Here is a 15402-nt window from a genome sequence, read left to right as displayed (position 1 = left end):
GGAGATCCAGACCGCCGTGGCGGCCACGGCGGCCCACGCCCGGTAGGGCGGCGCTCAGCCTTCGGTGAGAACGCTCAGACTTCGCTGAGACGGGTCACCAGGGCCCAGACCGGTGCCCTCACCGATCTACTTGGTGAGGGCAACCGACGGAAAGCTGTGACCTGCTGAAACGTGGCGTCTGTGATGTGGGGACGGGTGTAGGCGTGGAGTTTCCCGGGTGAACCTCCGTCCGTCGATGTCGTCGGTCTGGGCGGTGGTCCGATCCGGTTCCCCCGATCGGGAACCGGATGGAGGCGAAGACTTCGAGGCTGGTTGTGGTCGGATAGACGGCCACCACGGTGATCAGGCAGTTTCTTCCTGATCACTAGATCGTTCCTCTGGTGTACCGATCAATGACGAGCTGGGCTGGGGTCAGCGGCTTCAGCGGGACGGGACACTGCGTGGGAGCGCGCTTCGGACCCTCCCGCTACTCCTGATCTGCTGTCTCCTGGCCTGGCCGGATCAGGCAACCAACCTGCGGCCGGCGGAGGTCGGCCGAACGTCCAAGCACATCTTCAGATCGCTCGCCCATCGGGCCGTCCTCACCTGGATGCCTATCGGTCATCGTCGGACAATCGCTCCACGCGTGCATCCGCGCGCTGGGTGCGGCTTCGGGCCTCGCGCAGCTTTCGGTCCGCCTCGCGCGCTCTGTCCTTGGCCTGCCGCTCACGGTCGCTCGCCTGGCTCTGCTCTTCCTGCGCCTGCTTCAGCTGCGCGGCCAGGTCGGCAGCCCGTCCCTTCACGTCCGCTGCCGCCTTCGCCGCGTCCTCAACGTCGCGCGCGGCGTCGTCGGCCTCTTCTTGCCAACTACGCAGCACCTCGGCAGCCTGCTGCGCCTCCTGGCGCGCCTGATCCAGCTGCTGCTGACGACGGTCGTGTGCGGCGTCAGCCTTGGGCCGGGAGGCGGCACGTTTGTCGGCGACGGCCGGCTTGAGCGGTGTGGGTGTGGCGCCGGGTGCCACACCGGGAAATCCGGCAGGTCTGGTCAACGGTTTGACCAGGCGGCCGCCAGCCCATGCCTGGGCGGCTTCGGGGCTGGCCAGGACCGCCTGCAATGTTTCCTCGATCTCCCGCTGGGCATCGTCACCGAGCCGGTGTCCGGCCTGGGCGGCCAGCTGCCGGGCCTGGCGCGCAAGGGCTGCGACCAGCTGGCGCTGCTGATGGCCCAGCTCGCGCAGCTGCTCGCCGTTCAGGTCTTGGTGGGCTTGGCGCATCTGGTCTCCGAGCGTGACCAACGGTTCCACCTCGTCGGGGTGCTCACGCACGAGCAGGTTGCTCGCCCAGGCCGACAGGGCGGGGCGGCGCAGCGCGGTGATCTGTCCGGCCAGTTCCCGGTCACCGGCCTCCTTAGCAGCGGCAGCGCGTTCGTTTCGCGCGGCAATGAACTCCTCCGGCCGCAGCCTGTACAGCTGCGCAGCGACGTCATCCAGGTCCACCGATTGCACTTCTCTCCGTCCCTCCATACGGCGCCGATCCGTACGGGCCGGGGTCCGATCCAGGGACGCCGTTGATGGGGCGAACTGTGCCAGTACGGGCACGTCGGCGCACTGCGGCACTCCACGGCTGTCCCGTGCATCGGATGCGCGATCTCGACCCTGTCCCGACGGCGTGTCGCCACCGGCACCGACGCCTTCCCGGCACCGTGACCAGGTGGCGCCGGGCGACGTTGTGCGTGCCATGACGGAAGACCTGCCGGAGCACTGCGCTGCAATCACGGAACTCAACGCATCCTCACAGCCGATCGACCGGTTGATGAGCGTGCTCACGGCCAAAGACCTGGACAGACTCACCCCGGGCGAGCAAGTAGCTCTGGAGGTGCTGGCCGACCAGCGCTGCGCCTGCTGGACGACGTGGAGCAAATACTGGGCGCAGCCGCGCCGCCCCTCAATGAGCTCATCCGCGCGGTGCGCGCGTCGGCCGAGATCGCGGATCAACTCCGCGAGCAGTTGCTCGACAGCACCATCGCGGCCGCGCGTGTCCCCGATTACCCGTGACCATCGTTGACCCGTTCGGGGCTTTCGCAAGCGGGCGCGAAGAGCGGATGACGGACCACCAGCGGATGCCCAGCGCATTACTGCAATCGTTCCGCGAGGACTGCGCGCAAGCGCTCGGTGCAGGTAGGTAGATCGCAAGTGGGTCCGGTTCGGCGGCCGGCGACGTCGGCCACCCGGCAGGTGCTGCACTGAATCCGCCTGCCGTCAGGTCAGCGGATCGGTTGCGTCGCTGCGTCGTAGGAACTGGCGAGCGCCGCGCAGTGTGGTCTGCAGGATCCGCTGGGTCGCCTGGCTGTCGAGGCGTACGTCGAGAGCGCCGGGAACGGTGCTGTCCGCCCGCAGGCTCGCCGGCAGGCGGAAGGCGGCGAGACCGTCGCGCTTGGCGATGAGTACCCCGAGTTCGTGGCGGCTCAGGGCGTCAGGCCCCGCGAGATGGTGAATGCCCGTTGCGCCGCCCGACGCTAGTTCCAAAACGGCAGCCGCCAGGTCCGAGACATGGACCGGGCAGCGAATGTCGTCGGTGAACAGAGCGCCACCGGAAGGGTCGGCGGCGAGTCGGTGGACCAGGCGCTCATGCACGGAGCGCCCGTGGCCGATGATGAGCGACGTACGGGCGACCAAGGCTTTCGGGTGCACTGCGAGGATCCCGGTCTCCGCCGCGGCCTTGGCTGCGCCGTACGGAGTGATGGGATCCGGGAGACAGGACTCGTCGTAGTACGTGCGGCCGGCGCCGGAGAACACCGCGTCCGTAGACATGTGGATCATGCGAGTTCCGTGCTTCGCTGCGACGATCGCAAGCTGGAGAGGGCCTTCCGCCGTGATTGCCCAGTCCGCCCGGCCACTCGATGCGTTGATGACCACACGCGGATTCACCTCGTCCATGACGGCGTCCAGGCGTGCCGCGTCCCGCAGATCGAGGGGGCACCACGCGCCGGGGGAGGCGGTGCCCGGCTCGGTCGCGTACGTCGCGACGGTCGGGTGCCCGGCCGCTCTCGCCTGCCGGACCAACTCGGACCCCAGAAAGCCGCTGCCGCCAACGATCAGCATTGTCATGACGGTAACGGTAGTCCTGCGGGCTCCACGGCGAAAGCGGTCACCTGGTGTGCCGGTGACCGCCTTGTTGCCGCGCCAGCGAGTCGGGCGGGTTGGGCGGACTATGGCTGGGGCTGCCAGACGTAGCGGACGTCCGGCTCGCGCTCGTCGTTACGTTGCCCGTCTGTGCGCTCGGCCTCGGTGAAGCCGTGCCGTTGGTAGAAGCGCCGGGCCGGTCGGTTGACCTGGAAGGTCCACAGCGACAGCCCGTCCGGCCGCTGATCTTTGGCCAGGGCCATGAGGCGGTCGCCAAGGCTTCGCCCGCGCCATCCCGGTTCGAGGTAGAGCTGCTTCAGCTCGCTGCCGTTGAGTACCAAGAGCCCCACCACGCTGCCCGCTGCGACGGCCACCCAGGTCTCGTACTGCGGCACGAGCATGCGGGCGAACCAGTTCCGCACGTCCGCTGCGTCGTGGGCGCAGCGCACGGTCGGCAGCGCCGCGGCGTAGGAGCGCAGCCACACGTCGGCGGCCGCGCGCGCGTCGGCGGGTCGGGCTCGGCGCAGGAGGACGTCGTCGTTGCTCATAGCGCGGCCTCGTCTACTTCCCTGACCGTCCGAGTTGGTGCATGGTCCAGCCCGCCGAGCGCCACGGCTCGGGATCGAGGGTGGTACGGCAGTCGACCAGCAGGGGGTTGGCCGGGCGGCCGATCAGCGCCTGGGGGTCGGCCTGCTGGTACTCGGGCCATTCGGTGGCCAGGACGACGAGGTCGGCGCCATCGAGGGAGGCTGCCAGGTCGTCGGTGTAGTCCAGCTCCGGGTTGCGGACCATCGCCGTGGGCACGGCCTGCGGGTCGTGCACGGTGACGGTGGCGCCGGCCTGCTGGAGAGCCTGAGCGAGCGCGAGGGCTGGGCTCTCCCTGACGTCGTTGGTGCCGGGCTTGAACGCCGCCCCCCACACGGTGACCCTGGCCCCCTTAATGGGGCGGTCGCCCAGGGTGCGGGTGATGAGGCCGAGGGCCACGTCGGTGCGGCTGTCGTTGATCTCCTCGGCGGCGCGCAGGAGGGCCGCAGCCGATTCGGCGCCGAGTTGCTGGGCGGAGGCGGTGAAGGCTCGGATGTCCTTGGGGAGGCAGCCACCGCCGTAGCCGATGCCGGGCCGCATGCCGCCGGCGCCGATCCGGGGGTCGATGCCGAGGATGTCCACGATCTTTGAGACGTCGCCGCCCGCGGCCTCGCACATGTCGGCGACGGCGTTGATGTACGAGATTTTGAGGCCGAGGAAGGTGTTCGCGGCGCCCTTGGCCAGCTCGGCGGTCTGCTGGTCGGTGATGAAGATCGGCACGCCCGCGTCGATGATCCCGGCGTACACGGCGCGGATGGCCTTCTCGCCCTCGGCGGTGGTGACGCCGGCGATGAGGCGGTCCGGGCGCAGGGTGTCCTCGACGGCGTGGCCCTCGCGCAGGAACTCCGGGTTCCACACGACTTCCACGCTCTCCCCGGCCGGGGCGAGCCGCTGGGCGAGGGCGGTGACCTGGGTGGTGGTCCCGACGCTGACGGTCGATTTCCCGACGATGGTGCACGCCTGCGTGAGGAGGGGGGCGAGTTGGCGGATTGCGCCGAAGACCTGTGCGGTGTCGTAGGAGCGGCCGTCGGCGTCGATGGGGGTGCCGACGCCGATGAAGTGCAGCTCGGCGAAGTCGGCGGCTTCGTGAATGGCGGTGGTGAAGCGCAGGCGTCCGCTCTGGGTGTGGCGGGCGAGCAGTTCTGGCAGGCCGGCCTCGTAGATGGGGCATTCGCCGGCGTTGAGTCGATCGACCTTGGCCTGGTCGACGTCTACGCCGATGACCTCGTGGCCGAGTTCGGCCATCGCCGCAGCGTGCGGGATGCCGAGGTGACCGCAGCCGATCACGGAAACACGCATTGCAGGTCGTCCTTGTCTGGTCGGGGGTCCACCGAAATTGGTGCGCTCCCAGACGCTATCGGTTGGCGGGCTGGGTCCAATTCGGTCGTTCGATTGTTCGTTGTGGTGTTCGATCGGGTGGTTCGGGTCCGGTCGCGGCACCATCCTTGGTGCTGGCCGGTGGTTCAGCTCACGGCGTTCAGTGCGCTGGACAGGGCGGTGGTCAGGAACGCGATGTCGTCGTCCGTCGATGTCAGCGGGGGTGCGACGACGAGCCCTTCGCTCTTGGGCTCTCCGGCGCCGGTGAACGGATAGAAGAACACGCCCCTTTCCTCCGCGGCCTTCATCACGGGCCAGAGCTGTCCCGGGGCGACCTCCACCCCGTAGAGGAAGCCGCGCCCGCGGATGTCCCGCGCCGGCCCGACGCCGTTCAGAGCCTTTATGGCCTGCCCGAGGCGCTCCCCGCGTGCTGCGAACGCGGTGAAGTCCATCGCCTCCAGCTCGTCGAGGACGCCCAGGCACGCGGCAGCCATGAGGGGGTGGGTGGCCATGGTGCCCATCGCGGGCAGCGGGTCGGCGTCCTCGTGCCGGATCCACCGGGCTACCCCTGGGGAGACCAGCACCGCGCCGACGCTCGTGTATCCGGCTCCCAGCCCCTTGGACAGGATCACCATGTCGGGCGCGCAGCCGTCCCAGTGGTGGCTGGCCAGGGGTGTCCCGGTGCGCCACATCCCGGTCAGTACCTCGTCGTGGATCACCAGGACGTCCCGCTCGGCGCAGACCTGCGAGACCCGCTGGAGGTATCCGTCGGGCGGCACGAAAGCGCCGCCCGTGGTCCCGTTGATGGGCTCGATCAGCACCGCGGCGACGTTCTCCGGCCCGCGGCGGTCGATCTCCCGCGCGATCGTGTCGGCGCACGAGGCGTCGCAGTCGCGGTCCTGGTGGGCGTGCGTCGGCGGGTAGGGCGCTGGGAAGCTGGGGCCGAGATCGAGCGCGTCCTGCGGGCGCGGCCGGCGGGCGTGGTTGCCGGCGAGCGCGAGGGTCAGCGCCGACATCCCGTGGTAGCTCAAGGTCGAGGTCAGGATGTCCCCGCGGCGCTTCCCATCGCGTACCCGGGTGATGTTCCGCGCCAGGCCCACGGCTACCTCGACGCCGAGCGTCCCGCACGTGGTCAGCGCGACGGAGTCGTCCGGACGGCCCACCGCGCGGCACACGCGGTCCATCAGCTCCATTTGGATGTGCGGCTGGACGACAGCGGCTCCCCCGAAAGTGTTGCGGAAGAACTGCTCCTCGATCCGGGCATGGACCTTGGGGCTGCTCTGGCCCACGTTGGTGCACAGCAGACCGCTCGACCCGTCGAAGATCCGGGTACCGCCGGCGCGGTGCAGCCACGGACCGTGCGACCCCACAACCTCGAAGTCCGGCATGGGCCTGGTCGACGTCAGCAGCCGCTCACGGTTCTGCGCGTACGAATCCACTGGGGAGTCCCTTCAAAGGTGTGCTCGCGGGATGGGGTCGCGCACGTGCGCGTGCGCGGCCCCGGAGAACCGTTCCGGTCAGCCGGCCGGGACGGGTACGGGCGCGTTCACACCGAGCCGGCGGCACAGCGCAACGAGCGTGGGGATGGCCTCGGCCTGCACGATCACGTCACCCTCCTGCGCGCCCTCCAGCGGGTAGGGCATGTACTGGCCGAACTCCTCCAGTCCCTCGGTGTCGATGAAGAAGATCTTCATGCCGCGCTCGCGGGCCCGCTTCTGGACCGAGCGACGGTCCGCGTGCAGGCCCACGACCAGAAGCGCCTTCGCCTGGGGGTGGAACACGACCGGCGGGACCTTCTGGTCGTAGCGGCGCACGAAGAACTCGTCGAGCCCGGCCCGCGCGGCGAGCAGGTCGAAATTGTGCTGCAGCACGGGACCGACAAAGTGTCCGGCGCCGTGCAGGGCCTTGAGCGCGTGGTGCGCGGCCGTCGGCTTGGCGAGGAAGCTCGCCCGGAACATCGTGACCAGCTCGTCCGCCTTCGCCGTGGCGTCGAGCAGCATCTCCCGAACGAGGCTGTCCTTCCGCGGGCTTAAGACGAACGGGTGCGTCTGCTTCATGACGTTGTCGGTCCGCTCGGTGACCCGGTATGCCTGGTGCAGGAAGTGCAGCGGCGGCACGCCGGCCTCGACGCTCGTGCCGCAGCCGATCTCGACCTGGAACGGCAGGTAGTTGGCCAGCTCGCTCAGGTCGTCGGCGTAGGTGGGGTTGCCGCGCTCGTCCCTGATGCGGATGCCGCCCGCCAGGACGTTCCACGGCATCTGGCGCACGGTGCGCGTCACCGTGAAGTCTTCGGAGACGAACACCACGTCGAACGAGCAGAACCCGGCCGGCGTCTGCCGCGAAGCTCGCTCGTCCTGCGGATGGCTGTCGTACGGGGTGACGGTGACCCGCAGGTCACCCTTCGACCACATGGTGTCGTCCACCTGTCGCCAGCCGCCCTCGATGAGCCAGGAGCGCACGTTGCTGCGGTACTCGTCGATCTCCGCCTTCGGCGCGAGGACCGACGTGTATAGGTACAGATCCGCGAGAACGAGCCGCGGGACCGGGAACGTGTAGTCGAGGTCGTACCGGTAGCGGTAGTGCACGACGCGGCGGCGGCCCTGCTCGTCCTGGGACCAGCCGGACTGCACGGCGTTCGCCGGGTCCTGCGTCCGGCGCCAGATACCCTCCTCGATCGCCCGGGGCCGTTCATGTCCGGCGCCGGCAAAGTGCTTCTCCCAGGTGGCCACCTGGGCGTCATCGAGTTGTTCGATCACGGGATAGGGCAGGAACATCTCGTCCTCCTAGTGAGCGGCGTTGGAGTAGTGCGTGCTTCCCGGCCCGGCGCGGCTGCCATTCCGCTGCAGCACGGGAGGTTGTCGGATGTGCGGTCGCGTGGATGTGCCCGGCTGGAAGGTGGAACCCGCCCCGTGCATGCGCCACAAGGTGGGCAGGGCGTTGCCGGGCGAAGGCCGGGGCGGGAGTCTGAGGGAGGACCGCGACGGTGACGCTTTGAGAGCACCACGAGCGCGACGGGTGGTGGTGTTCCGCTCGCACGACGGCCGATGCTCCCGAACCGCAATCGCAGCCCGACTTGCAGAACTAGCCTAGAAAGAACCCGTTCTGATGAGGACTCACTACCAGTACGGGTTGGCCCGCGCCGGCGGGCACGGGGCACAGGCCGGGTCGACCGGAAGGAATCGCCATGGGGAACGGGAGCCGAAGCCGGGCGGAGGTCGGCGTGGTCTCGGGGTTCGTCCTGAGAATGCTGCGCGAGAGCATCCCCCTCCCGCAGACCGCCCTGGCTGAGCATCTGGGCATCGACCTCGGCACCCTTCAGGGCTGGGAGAGCGGGCGGCGACCGCTCGGCAACGTCCGCACGACGGACCTGCTGCAGCTGCGCCGCATCCTGTCCTCCATGAGGGCCGACGGAGCCCTGCTCGGATGGCTGGACGCCGCGCTGGACGCCGACCGGATCCTCACCGCCGCTCAGCGCCCTCCGAGCGACCCCGCCGCCCACCCCCTTGCGGGCTGGGTACAGTCCCGCGAGACCGCGCATCTGGTGGCCTGGGCGGTGCGCGGCATCGCCCCGCCCGCCCTGCGCATCCGCGCCACCCGACCGCGCCGCGGCCCCGCCCCCGCCGGACCCCAGCTCGCGGCCGCCGACCGGGCCGACTTCTTCACCCACCTGCGCCAGGCCGCAGAAAGCGCAGACCGAGCAGGGGAACGCACACTGCTCCTGCGCCGCCAGAGCCTGTACCTCGCGTCCTACGACCCGGCCCCCGACGCCGAGGACTGGGCGGCGCAGGCGCTGCGCACCATGCGCCCGGCCCTGGCCCTGCGCGACTACACCCCGCGGTGGATCGAGGCCCGCACCGCCGCGACGGTCGCCGCCCGCCAGGGCGACCCGACCCCCCTGCACGACTTCGTCGACGCTATGGCCGGCGACCAGCACAGCGAGCTCGCCAACCTCGCGTACTGGGGCTATTGGCTGGGCTCCATGCCGCCCACCCAACCCGACGACGGGTTCCTGCACCGGCCGGATCCGGCCGCGTGGAATGCCCAGCACCTGTTCCAGCAGCTGGTCGGCTCGCTCCACGACGCGCCCGGCACCGTCGACCTGTACGTCCACTCCCTCCATACCCTGCTCCGCCTCCACCCCTGGCTGCCGCTGGCCGACCCCGCCGCCACCCGACATCTGCAGGAGCGAGCCGCCGGACTCCTCGACGCCCAGCTCCTGTCCCCGATATCGCGGCGCGACCTCGAATCGGTCCACTACCGTCTCCAGCACACGAAATGACGCGCCACCAGGAGTAGCCACGTGACCGAACAGCCCTCCAGCGCCACCGAGATCGCCGCCACGGCCGCCCTGCTCTTCGAAGCCGGCGCCCTGCGCAACCAGCCACGCACCGGATGGGCCTACGACGGCGTTCCCGTCTCTGCCACCGAGACCGTCGCCGAGCACAGCCACCGCACCACCCTTATCGGCGTCGCGCTCGCAGCGATGGAGGGTGCCGACCCCGCCCGCACCGCCCTGCTGTGCGCGCTTCACGACCTCCACGAGACCCGTATCGGCGATCACACGCCGGTCACCCGCCGATATGTCACGACCGCCGACCCGCGCAAGGTGACCGCCGACCAGGTGGTCGGCACACACGCGGCCGTCGGGAACGCCGTGATGGCGGCCGTCGCGGAATTCGAAGCCGGTGAGACACCCGAAGCCAAATGTGCCCGCGACGCCGACAAGCTGGACTGCCTCTACCGGGCGCTGGAATACCGGGCAATCGGCTACCCCACTGACGGCAAGATCGAAAGGTGCAGGGCCGCGCTGAAGACCGGCTCCGCCCGCAGCCTGGCGGACGCCGCCGCCACGATGGATCCAGCCCAGTGGCAGCGCACCCTGCTCGGATAGGTACCGGGCGGCCCGCTCTTGGTAGGGGCGCCGCACGAACCTGCTCGCGGCCGCCGCGGACGGCCGGGCCGGCAGGTCAGGGATTGACGTCAAGAGTGCATCTCCTCGGTGAGAAGCAGGCCCGCAGCATCCGGGAGATCCCCGGCAGGGCCCACCCAATACCCGGACCGCCGCTGCGGACAGGGCCCACAAGGGGGGCTCACAATCACGAACACCATCCACAGCGCGGGCGGTTGGGCCTACGCTCGATGCCCCCGGTCTGAGCGAGCTCACCTCCGGGAGCCGGCCCACCGGACACACCGGGAGGCGAGGAAGGGGCGCAGCGTGGCGAGCATCCGGGCCAAGGGCCCCAACACGGCGCTTCTTCGCCTCATCAAGGCCAGCGGTGCCAGCAGCGCGCGTCTGGCCTACCGGGTCAATGAGCTGGCCGCCGCGCAGGGCGTTGCTTGCTCTTACACCCATACGAGTGTTGCGAACTGGACCGTCCGGGCGATGATCCCCCGTGCTCCAGCCCCTTCTTTTTTAGCCGTTGCGCTGGGCGAATGCCTGGGACGGCCCGTCACCGTCGCCGAGATGGGGATGAGTGCGGTGTCCGCGCCAGAGCAGGAAGTCGGCTTGGATTTCCCGCGAGACCCTGACCTCGCCCTGCGAGCTGCCGCCGAGCACTGGAGCACCGTGGACCGCCGAACCTTCCTACACAGCACGTCGTTCGCGATCGGCGCGTTCGCGACCCCGACCACCCGCTGGCTCGCCACCCCCGCCGACCCCGGCCCCGCCGCCCAGATCAGCCGCCGCCCCGACGAACGCCGTGTCGGGCGCGCCGACCTGGCCGACCTGTGGGAAGCCGCAGAAGAGGCCCGCCGCTGGGACTCCAAATTCGGCGGCGGCAACTGGAAGGCGAACGCCGTGGCCGACTGCCTGCGCCAGCAGGCCGCCCCACTCCTGCGCTGCACCTACACCGAGCAGATCGGCCGCGAGCTGTTCACCGCAGTCTCCGAACTCTCCCGCGTCGCCGCATGGTCGGCCTTCGACATGGGCCACCACCAGGTCGCCCAACGCGACTTCATCCAGTCCCTGCGCCTGGCCGGGCCGCCGGGTCCGTCGAGGCCGGGGCCTACACCCTGGCCACCATGAGCCTGCAGGCCCTGCTCCGTGGCTACCCCCAGGAAGCGATCGACATGGCCCAAGGAGCCTACGACCGCGCCCGCCACTCGGCGGCACCCCGGGTTCTGGCCTTCATCAAACTCGCCGAGGCCAGCGCCCACGGCAAAGCCGGTGACGCCCGCGCAGCCGCCACCGCACTGACAGCATGCGAACGACTGCTCGACTCGATCCGCCCCGGCACACGCGACCCCCAGTGGATCGCCTACCTCACCCACGCCCGGATCAGCGCCGATGCCACCGAAATCCACCGCGACCTCGGCAAGCCCCAAGCCGCACTGCGCTGGGACACCCAGGCCGCCGTGATGCCCTCCGGAGTCTTCACCCGAGCCGTCGGTATCCGCGCCGCAGTCGTCGCCTCCGCCCACCTACAAGCCAACGAACTCGACCTCGGCCTCGACATGGGCGACCGCGCCGTCACCATCCTCGGCCGAGTCCGCTCCACCCGAGCCCACGGCTACCTCCGCTCCCTCAACCACGAACTCCAACCCTGGTCCAAAGACACCAAAGTCAGCTCCTTCCTGCACCGCTCCCAGCAGGTCCTCGCCGCCGCGTGAAGGCACATGACTGGTCCGATGGGACCACGGAACCGGCCGTTGCAGGCGCAGGAGCATGACAGCGACGTGGGATCTGTACTCGGCACCGGTGTGGTCAGCTGATGCGGAGGGTGGTCAGCGCGGTGGTCCCGTCCGTCACGACGGCTTCTTGCGCGGCGGTGAGGGTCACCTTGCCGGAGCAGATTGCGGCGTGGAGCTTGTTCTCCACGGCGTCCTTCGGGTTCGACACTCCGCTTCCTGGCTTGTGTCCTGGGGAGGCTGGCTCAGGCCAGAGGTTCCTTGCGTCGTTGGGGTCTCCTCCGAACTCGAGGGACGAACGCACCCGCCACAGCGACGGCACCACCACGGCCGTCCGCGGGGCCGGCGCCCCGCAAAAACGCCTTCAACAGGACTTCGACAACGAGGCCCAGGAGGGGCCATGAGCCGCAGCATCGAGGCTCTCGCGAAGGCCACCGAACACCGTCACAAGCAAGCCGAGACCGCCGTCGAGAAAGCACTGCGACAGGCCCGCGCGTCGCAGCAGCCCGTGAGCGTCGCCTCCATCGCCCGGACGGCCGGAGTGTCCACCGACTTCATCTACCGACACCCCACCCTCCGCCCCCAAGTCGAAGAACTCCGCCGCGCACGACGCAACGCCACTTCAAGCGATGCAGGACACGACACCGACTCCCAAGCCGCCGCCAGCACCCTGATCCGCCGACTCACCCAGCAGATCGTCACCGAGCAACGCAAACATCGAGCGGAGCAAGCAGAACTGCAAGCCGCCTTAGCTGCGGCACACGGCGAGCTGCTCACATTGCGACGCAAGTTGGAGACGCAAGCAGGCGACTGAAAGAGCCGGTTTCGTCTCGCCAATACTGTGGCGTCGGCGGTGGAAGATCACGCGGAGTCAACCACTTCAGACAGGCCGCATGACCTGGGCCAATCCTTCCGGCGTGTCTTTTACTTCCCCCGGCGGGACGTGGTTGCCCTCATAGGTCACAACCGAGACGGTGACCTTTCCCGCTGCCTGAGGAAGGGGCAACTGCTCAGTCCGGCCGTCGGCTGGGCCGCCGACGAAGGTCACCAGAACACTGATCGAGTTCGGATCCATCGAAGCCGTCGCCTCCACGCGCGCTGTGTCCCTCGAGGCTGGGGCAGCACGCTCAGAACTACCACACGCTACGAGCGCGACCAGCAGGCCAGCGCAGCCCACAACCCTGGATATATGCACCTAGGCATCTTGCCAGGTCCAGGCCAGTTCCCACTGACAGAGACGATCTTGTGACCTTAGCGTGCTTCGCCGACTCTTCAGTCCGCCTATGTGAGCGGCATGCCGCTGACGCAGGCACCAGCTCAAACCGGCCTCGTCACCGCGGCAACGCCGGATAGGAAGTGGTCGTACTCGTCGTCGCGCGGGTTGCCCGTGGAGGAATATGCCAGGATTGATCCAGTCTTCTCCTTGGCTGTGATCGAGGACGGCGGCCGGATCGTGGCGGTGTAACCGATCTTGCAGATCGTGCTCTTGATGGTCGCCTGTGTCACGGCCGGGTTCGTCGCACCTCGCGTACACACCGGATCCGGCAGCGCCCCCCAGGGGCCTATCGGTCGCTCCTTCGTAGGACGATGCAACGGCAGTACGCATCGTTCAAGGTCAGGACCGTCCTCCGAGTGACGGATGTGCCGCCGGGGCCGCGGCGGACGTCCAGCCGCCCTCGGCCAGATCGAGTGTCAGTGGTGAGCACAATCCCTCGTTCCGGCTGAACGCTCAGGGGGCTACCGCGGGTGCGGCCAGTACTCGCTAGATCCGGAGCTGGTACCAGCAGACCGACGTGCTCCGCCAAGGAATTATGGGATCCTTCCATGGAGCTGAACGAGACCAGCTCGCAGAATCGTCTTCAGCTGCTCCTGCCACTCGCTCGACCCCAAGCTTTTACCGAACTTGACCAGCACATGTGCGCCGTCATTTTCGGACGCTTCGGGGTTGGGGGCCTCCTCCTGGACGAGTGCGACGAGCGATCGGCACTGGCCAGGTCCAGAAACTGCAGCATCAATGACTTCATCCGACGTGGGCAGCTTATTAAAGAGCTCTCGCCACAAGGTGACGGTCGATTCCATACAGGCGCGTGCCGTATCCTGCAATCGCTGCGACGGACTGGTGACGTATTTCGCCATATACGCCCCGATCTGCTTGGCCACCTGCGTCTCACCGCTCACGAGGTAATCGACTTTTACATTCGCCTGCGCCGGGCCATCACTCGAAATGACGATCGCGTCCGACAGTGCCGGGACGTAGGTTTTCCGCGCATCCGAATCCTCGGGAAGTGCCGTCCGAGCAAGGAAGTCGCCGAAGTCAGTCGGATCCGAGCGCTGACGCTCGATTTCCCCTCGCGTTGCCTCAAGTAGCAGCACATTCCCTGTGGAGTTGTGAATACGCATCCTCATTCCATCTTCTGTGGTGCATACCGAGATGATGCCATCCAGACCGTGTGTGAAAGCTCCGGGAGTCGGCTCGGATTCAGGACAGTTACCCAGCTGAGCAGGAGGGTTGGTCGCAGGCGTCACCGTCGGGCTACTGCCGCTATCTGGCCCTTCATCGCCACAGCCGCACAGGAGCGCGAAAGTAACCGCGATCATCGCCGCCAACGTAGGAGACCTCATGATGCACATGCTGACATCTGCCTGTCCCCTTGGCCTCTCAGGAGCGCCGGACGGGCTCCGGCGCACTCGGCACCAAGCAGGGGTGAGCGTTCCTCGGTAGCTGCGGGCCGAAGGGCGCCTGCTCCCAGTTGCCATCCTGTGAATCGAGCCGACGATGGGAACTGATGGCTTGCAGAGCTACGACCTAAGGCGGACGGTGCGGGCGATCCCGATCCTGCGCACCTGCGTCGGCGATGACCCGGACCCTTTTCCGCAAGAGCCGGAAGGCAGCCCGCCCGCTCATCAGCTACCAGGTAACCCAAACGGCACCCAAACTGCGGCCGCCAGCTCCTACTCACGATACGCGCGGCTAGACGGACATCCCCCACCTGGCAACACCATTCCGGAGGTCGTGTCGACGCCCGACATGACGTGCACCTCAAAGTCCGAATGCGTTTCACGACGAGCTACCGAAGGAAATCTCACCATGGCACGCGGCTTCGCCCGAGTTGATAACCCAGGCAACCTTGTCGCCTCACAGGGCGTCGTTGGCATGAGAAAGGCCAAAGCCAATGGCCAAACGGTTGCATTCGGAGCGTACTGTTTCAAGCTTGAGTTCACGCCTATGGCGGTTGTCGCGTGTTCAATCGCGCATCCCGACGACGGGCCCTTTGGGCCAATCTTGTACACCGCCGGCCCGAACCTCACCGGCGCCCTAACCAGAGATCAGAACGGAGCGCATGTCGAATGCGAGCCGGGCTTCCAGGATGCCGCCGTGATCGGCCGTAGAGATTCCGGGAACTTGGGAATCGGATACGGCGGGTTCTTCGTCATTTTCGAGTAGTCCGGCGACCATTGCCATGACTGGCGAAGGCTGAGCCGAGGACTCCCAGGCATCTTGACCGGCTTTCAATTCGAATACCTTGACGGCGCGCCGTGCCAAGGAGGACACCCTGGCCGTCGCGCTCGCCGGCCGCGGCGGTCTCACCCCACAACAGGTCGACGCCCGTCTGGCCAAGGGCGGCGAGAAGTACCACCTGCTCCTGGACGTCGGTCAGGCCGTCATCTCCCTGCGCGGGGGGGTGCCCCTATGTCTTTGGTCAAGCCATCTGGGCGCTCGCAGGGGTCTCCGTGAGGAGCGTCCGTCGCCCGTGCCCGTGTCGGCCAGGTG

Annotated in this window: 18 protein-coding genes; 8 read left to right on the top strand and 10 right to left on the bottom strand. The window is 68.3% G+C overall.

Annotated features, from left to right (window positions below):
- Positions 1-593 precede the first annotated feature (593 nt).
- A complete protein-coding gene (locus AC07DC_RS41680) occupies positions 594-1475 on the bottom strand; it encodes a hypothetical protein (RefSeq protein WP_478920181.1) in 882 nt (293 codons plus the stop codon).
- A gap of 414 nt (positions 1476-1889) precedes the next feature.
- Here AC07DC_RS41680 and AC07DC_RS41675 point away from each other — a divergent pair, with 414 nt between their 5' ends.
- Positions 1890-2033 (top strand): hypothetical protein, encoded by a 144-nt coding sequence (locus AC07DC_RS41675; RefSeq protein ID WP_478920180.1) that lies wholly within the window; start codon positions 1890-1892, stop codon positions 2031-2033.
- A gap of 204 nt (positions 2034-2237) precedes the next feature.
- Here AC07DC_RS41675 and AC07DC_RS41670 read toward each other — a convergent pair whose 3' ends face one another.
- From AC07DC_RS41670 to AC07DC_RS41650, 5 genes are all read right to left on the bottom strand, one after another.
- Positions 2238-3086 carry an SDR family oxidoreductase gene (locus AC07DC_RS41670; protein WP_478920179.1) on the bottom strand — a complete coding sequence of 283 codons (849 nt, stop codon included), beginning with the start codon at positions 3084-3086 and terminating at the stop codon, positions 2238-2240.
- A gap of 101 nt (positions 3087-3187) precedes the next feature.
- A complete protein-coding gene (locus AC07DC_RS41665) occupies positions 3188-3649 on the bottom strand; it encodes an N-acetyltransferase family protein (RefSeq protein ID WP_478920177.1) in 462 nt (153 codons plus the stop codon).
- A 13-nt stretch (positions 3650-3662) separates the two neighbouring features.
- Positions 3663-4985, bottom strand: coding sequence for a UDP-glucose dehydrogenase family protein (locus AC07DC_RS41660; RefSeq protein ID WP_478920176.1), 1323 nt, complete (start codon positions 4983-4985; stop codon positions 3663-3665).
- A gap of 164 nt (positions 4986-5149) precedes the next feature.
- Complete coding sequence (locus tag AC07DC_RS41655) at positions 5150-6442, bottom strand: aminotransferase class III-fold pyridoxal phosphate-dependent enzyme (protein WP_478920175.1); 1293 nt, start codon at positions 6440-6442, stop codon at positions 5150-5152.
- Positions 6443-6520: 78 nt separating this feature from the next.
- Positions 6521-7777 carry a hypothetical protein gene (locus AC07DC_RS41650; RefSeq protein ID WP_478920174.1) on the bottom strand — a complete coding sequence of 419 codons (1257 nt, stop codon included), beginning with the start codon at positions 7775-7777 and terminating at the stop codon, positions 6521-6523.
- A gap of 410 nt (positions 7778-8187) precedes the next feature.
- Here AC07DC_RS41650 and AC07DC_RS41645 point away from each other — a divergent pair, with 410 nt between their 5' ends.
- The 4 genes from AC07DC_RS41645 to AC07DC_RS41630 all read left to right on the top strand — a co-directional run bounded on the left by AC07DC_RS41645 (position 8188) and on the right by AC07DC_RS41630 (position 11612).
- Complete coding sequence (locus AC07DC_RS41645; protein ID WP_478920173.1) at positions 8188-9282, top strand: helix-turn-helix domain-containing protein; 1095 nt, start codon at positions 8188-8190, stop codon at positions 9280-9282.
- Between the two features lie 21 nt (positions 9283-9303).
- Positions 9304-9894 carry an HD domain-containing protein gene (locus tag AC07DC_RS41640; RefSeq protein WP_478920172.1) on the top strand — a complete coding sequence of 197 codons (591 nt, stop codon included), beginning with the start codon at positions 9304-9306 and terminating at the stop codon, positions 9892-9894.
- A 324-nt stretch (positions 9895-10218) separates the two neighbouring features.
- The gene (locus AC07DC_RS41635; protein ID WP_478920170.1) at positions 10219-11028 is read left to right on the top strand and encodes a hypothetical protein; all 810 of its coding nucleotides are present in this window, start codon (positions 10219-10221) and stop codon (positions 11026-11028) included.
- The gene (locus tag AC07DC_RS41630) at positions 11025-11612 is read left to right on the top strand and encodes a hypothetical protein (protein ID WP_478920169.1); all 588 of its coding nucleotides are present in this window, start codon (positions 11025-11027) and stop codon (positions 11610-11612) included. The genes AC07DC_RS41635 and AC07DC_RS41630 overlap by 4 nt, the downstream gene beginning before the upstream one ends.
- Before the next feature lie 94 nt (positions 11613-11706).
- Here AC07DC_RS41630 and AC07DC_RS41625 read toward each other — a convergent pair whose 3' ends face one another.
- Positions 11707-11841, bottom strand: a complete 135-nt coding sequence (locus tag AC07DC_RS41625) for a hypothetical protein (RefSeq protein WP_478920168.1) — start codon at positions 11839-11841, stop codon at positions 11707-11709.
- 189 nt (positions 11842-12030) lie between these two features.
- On the opposite strand from AC07DC_RS41625, the gene AC07DC_RS41620 reads away from it, so the two are divergent.
- Positions 12031-12444 carry a DUF6262 family protein gene (locus AC07DC_RS41620; RefSeq protein ID WP_478920167.1) on the top strand — a complete coding sequence of 138 codons (414 nt, stop codon included), beginning with the start codon at positions 12031-12033 and terminating at the stop codon, positions 12442-12444.
- A 66-nt stretch (positions 12445-12510) separates the two neighbouring features.
- Here AC07DC_RS41620 and AC07DC_RS41615 read toward each other — a convergent pair whose 3' ends face one another.
- The 3 genes from AC07DC_RS41615 to AC07DC_RS41605 all read right to left on the bottom strand — a co-directional run bounded on the left by AC07DC_RS41615 (position 12511) and on the right by AC07DC_RS41605 (position 14030).
- Entirely contained in the window at positions 12511-12705 is a 195-nt protein-coding gene (locus AC07DC_RS41615; protein ID WP_478920165.1) for a hypothetical protein, read from the bottom strand.
- A 242-nt stretch (positions 12706-12947) separates the two neighbouring features.
- Positions 12948-13136: a hypothetical protein gene (locus tag AC07DC_RS41610; protein WP_478920164.1), complete on the bottom strand. Its 189-nt coding sequence runs from the start codon at positions 13134-13136 to the stop codon at positions 12948-12950.
- A gap of 303 nt (positions 13137-13439) precedes the next feature.
- Entirely contained in the window at positions 13440-14030 is a 591-nt protein-coding gene (locus AC07DC_RS41605; RefSeq protein ID WP_478920163.1) for a hypothetical protein, read from the bottom strand.
- 688 nt (positions 14031-14718) lie between these two features.
- On the opposite strand from AC07DC_RS41605, the gene AC07DC_RS41600 reads away from it, so the two are divergent.
- Positions 14719-15075, top strand: a complete 357-nt coding sequence (locus AC07DC_RS41600; RefSeq protein ID WP_478920162.1) for a hypothetical protein — start codon at positions 14719-14721, stop codon at positions 15073-15075.
- 79 nt (positions 15076-15154) lie between these two features.
- The coding region (locus tag AC07DC_RS41595; RefSeq protein WP_478920161.1) for a hypothetical protein at positions 15155-15402 on the top strand (248 nt) is incomplete at its 3' end.

The organism is Streptomyces sp. NPDC045021 (assembly GCF_056432645.1).
Note: the sequence above shows the minus strand (reverse complement) of the source record. Positions and strands in the feature narration are given on the sequence as shown.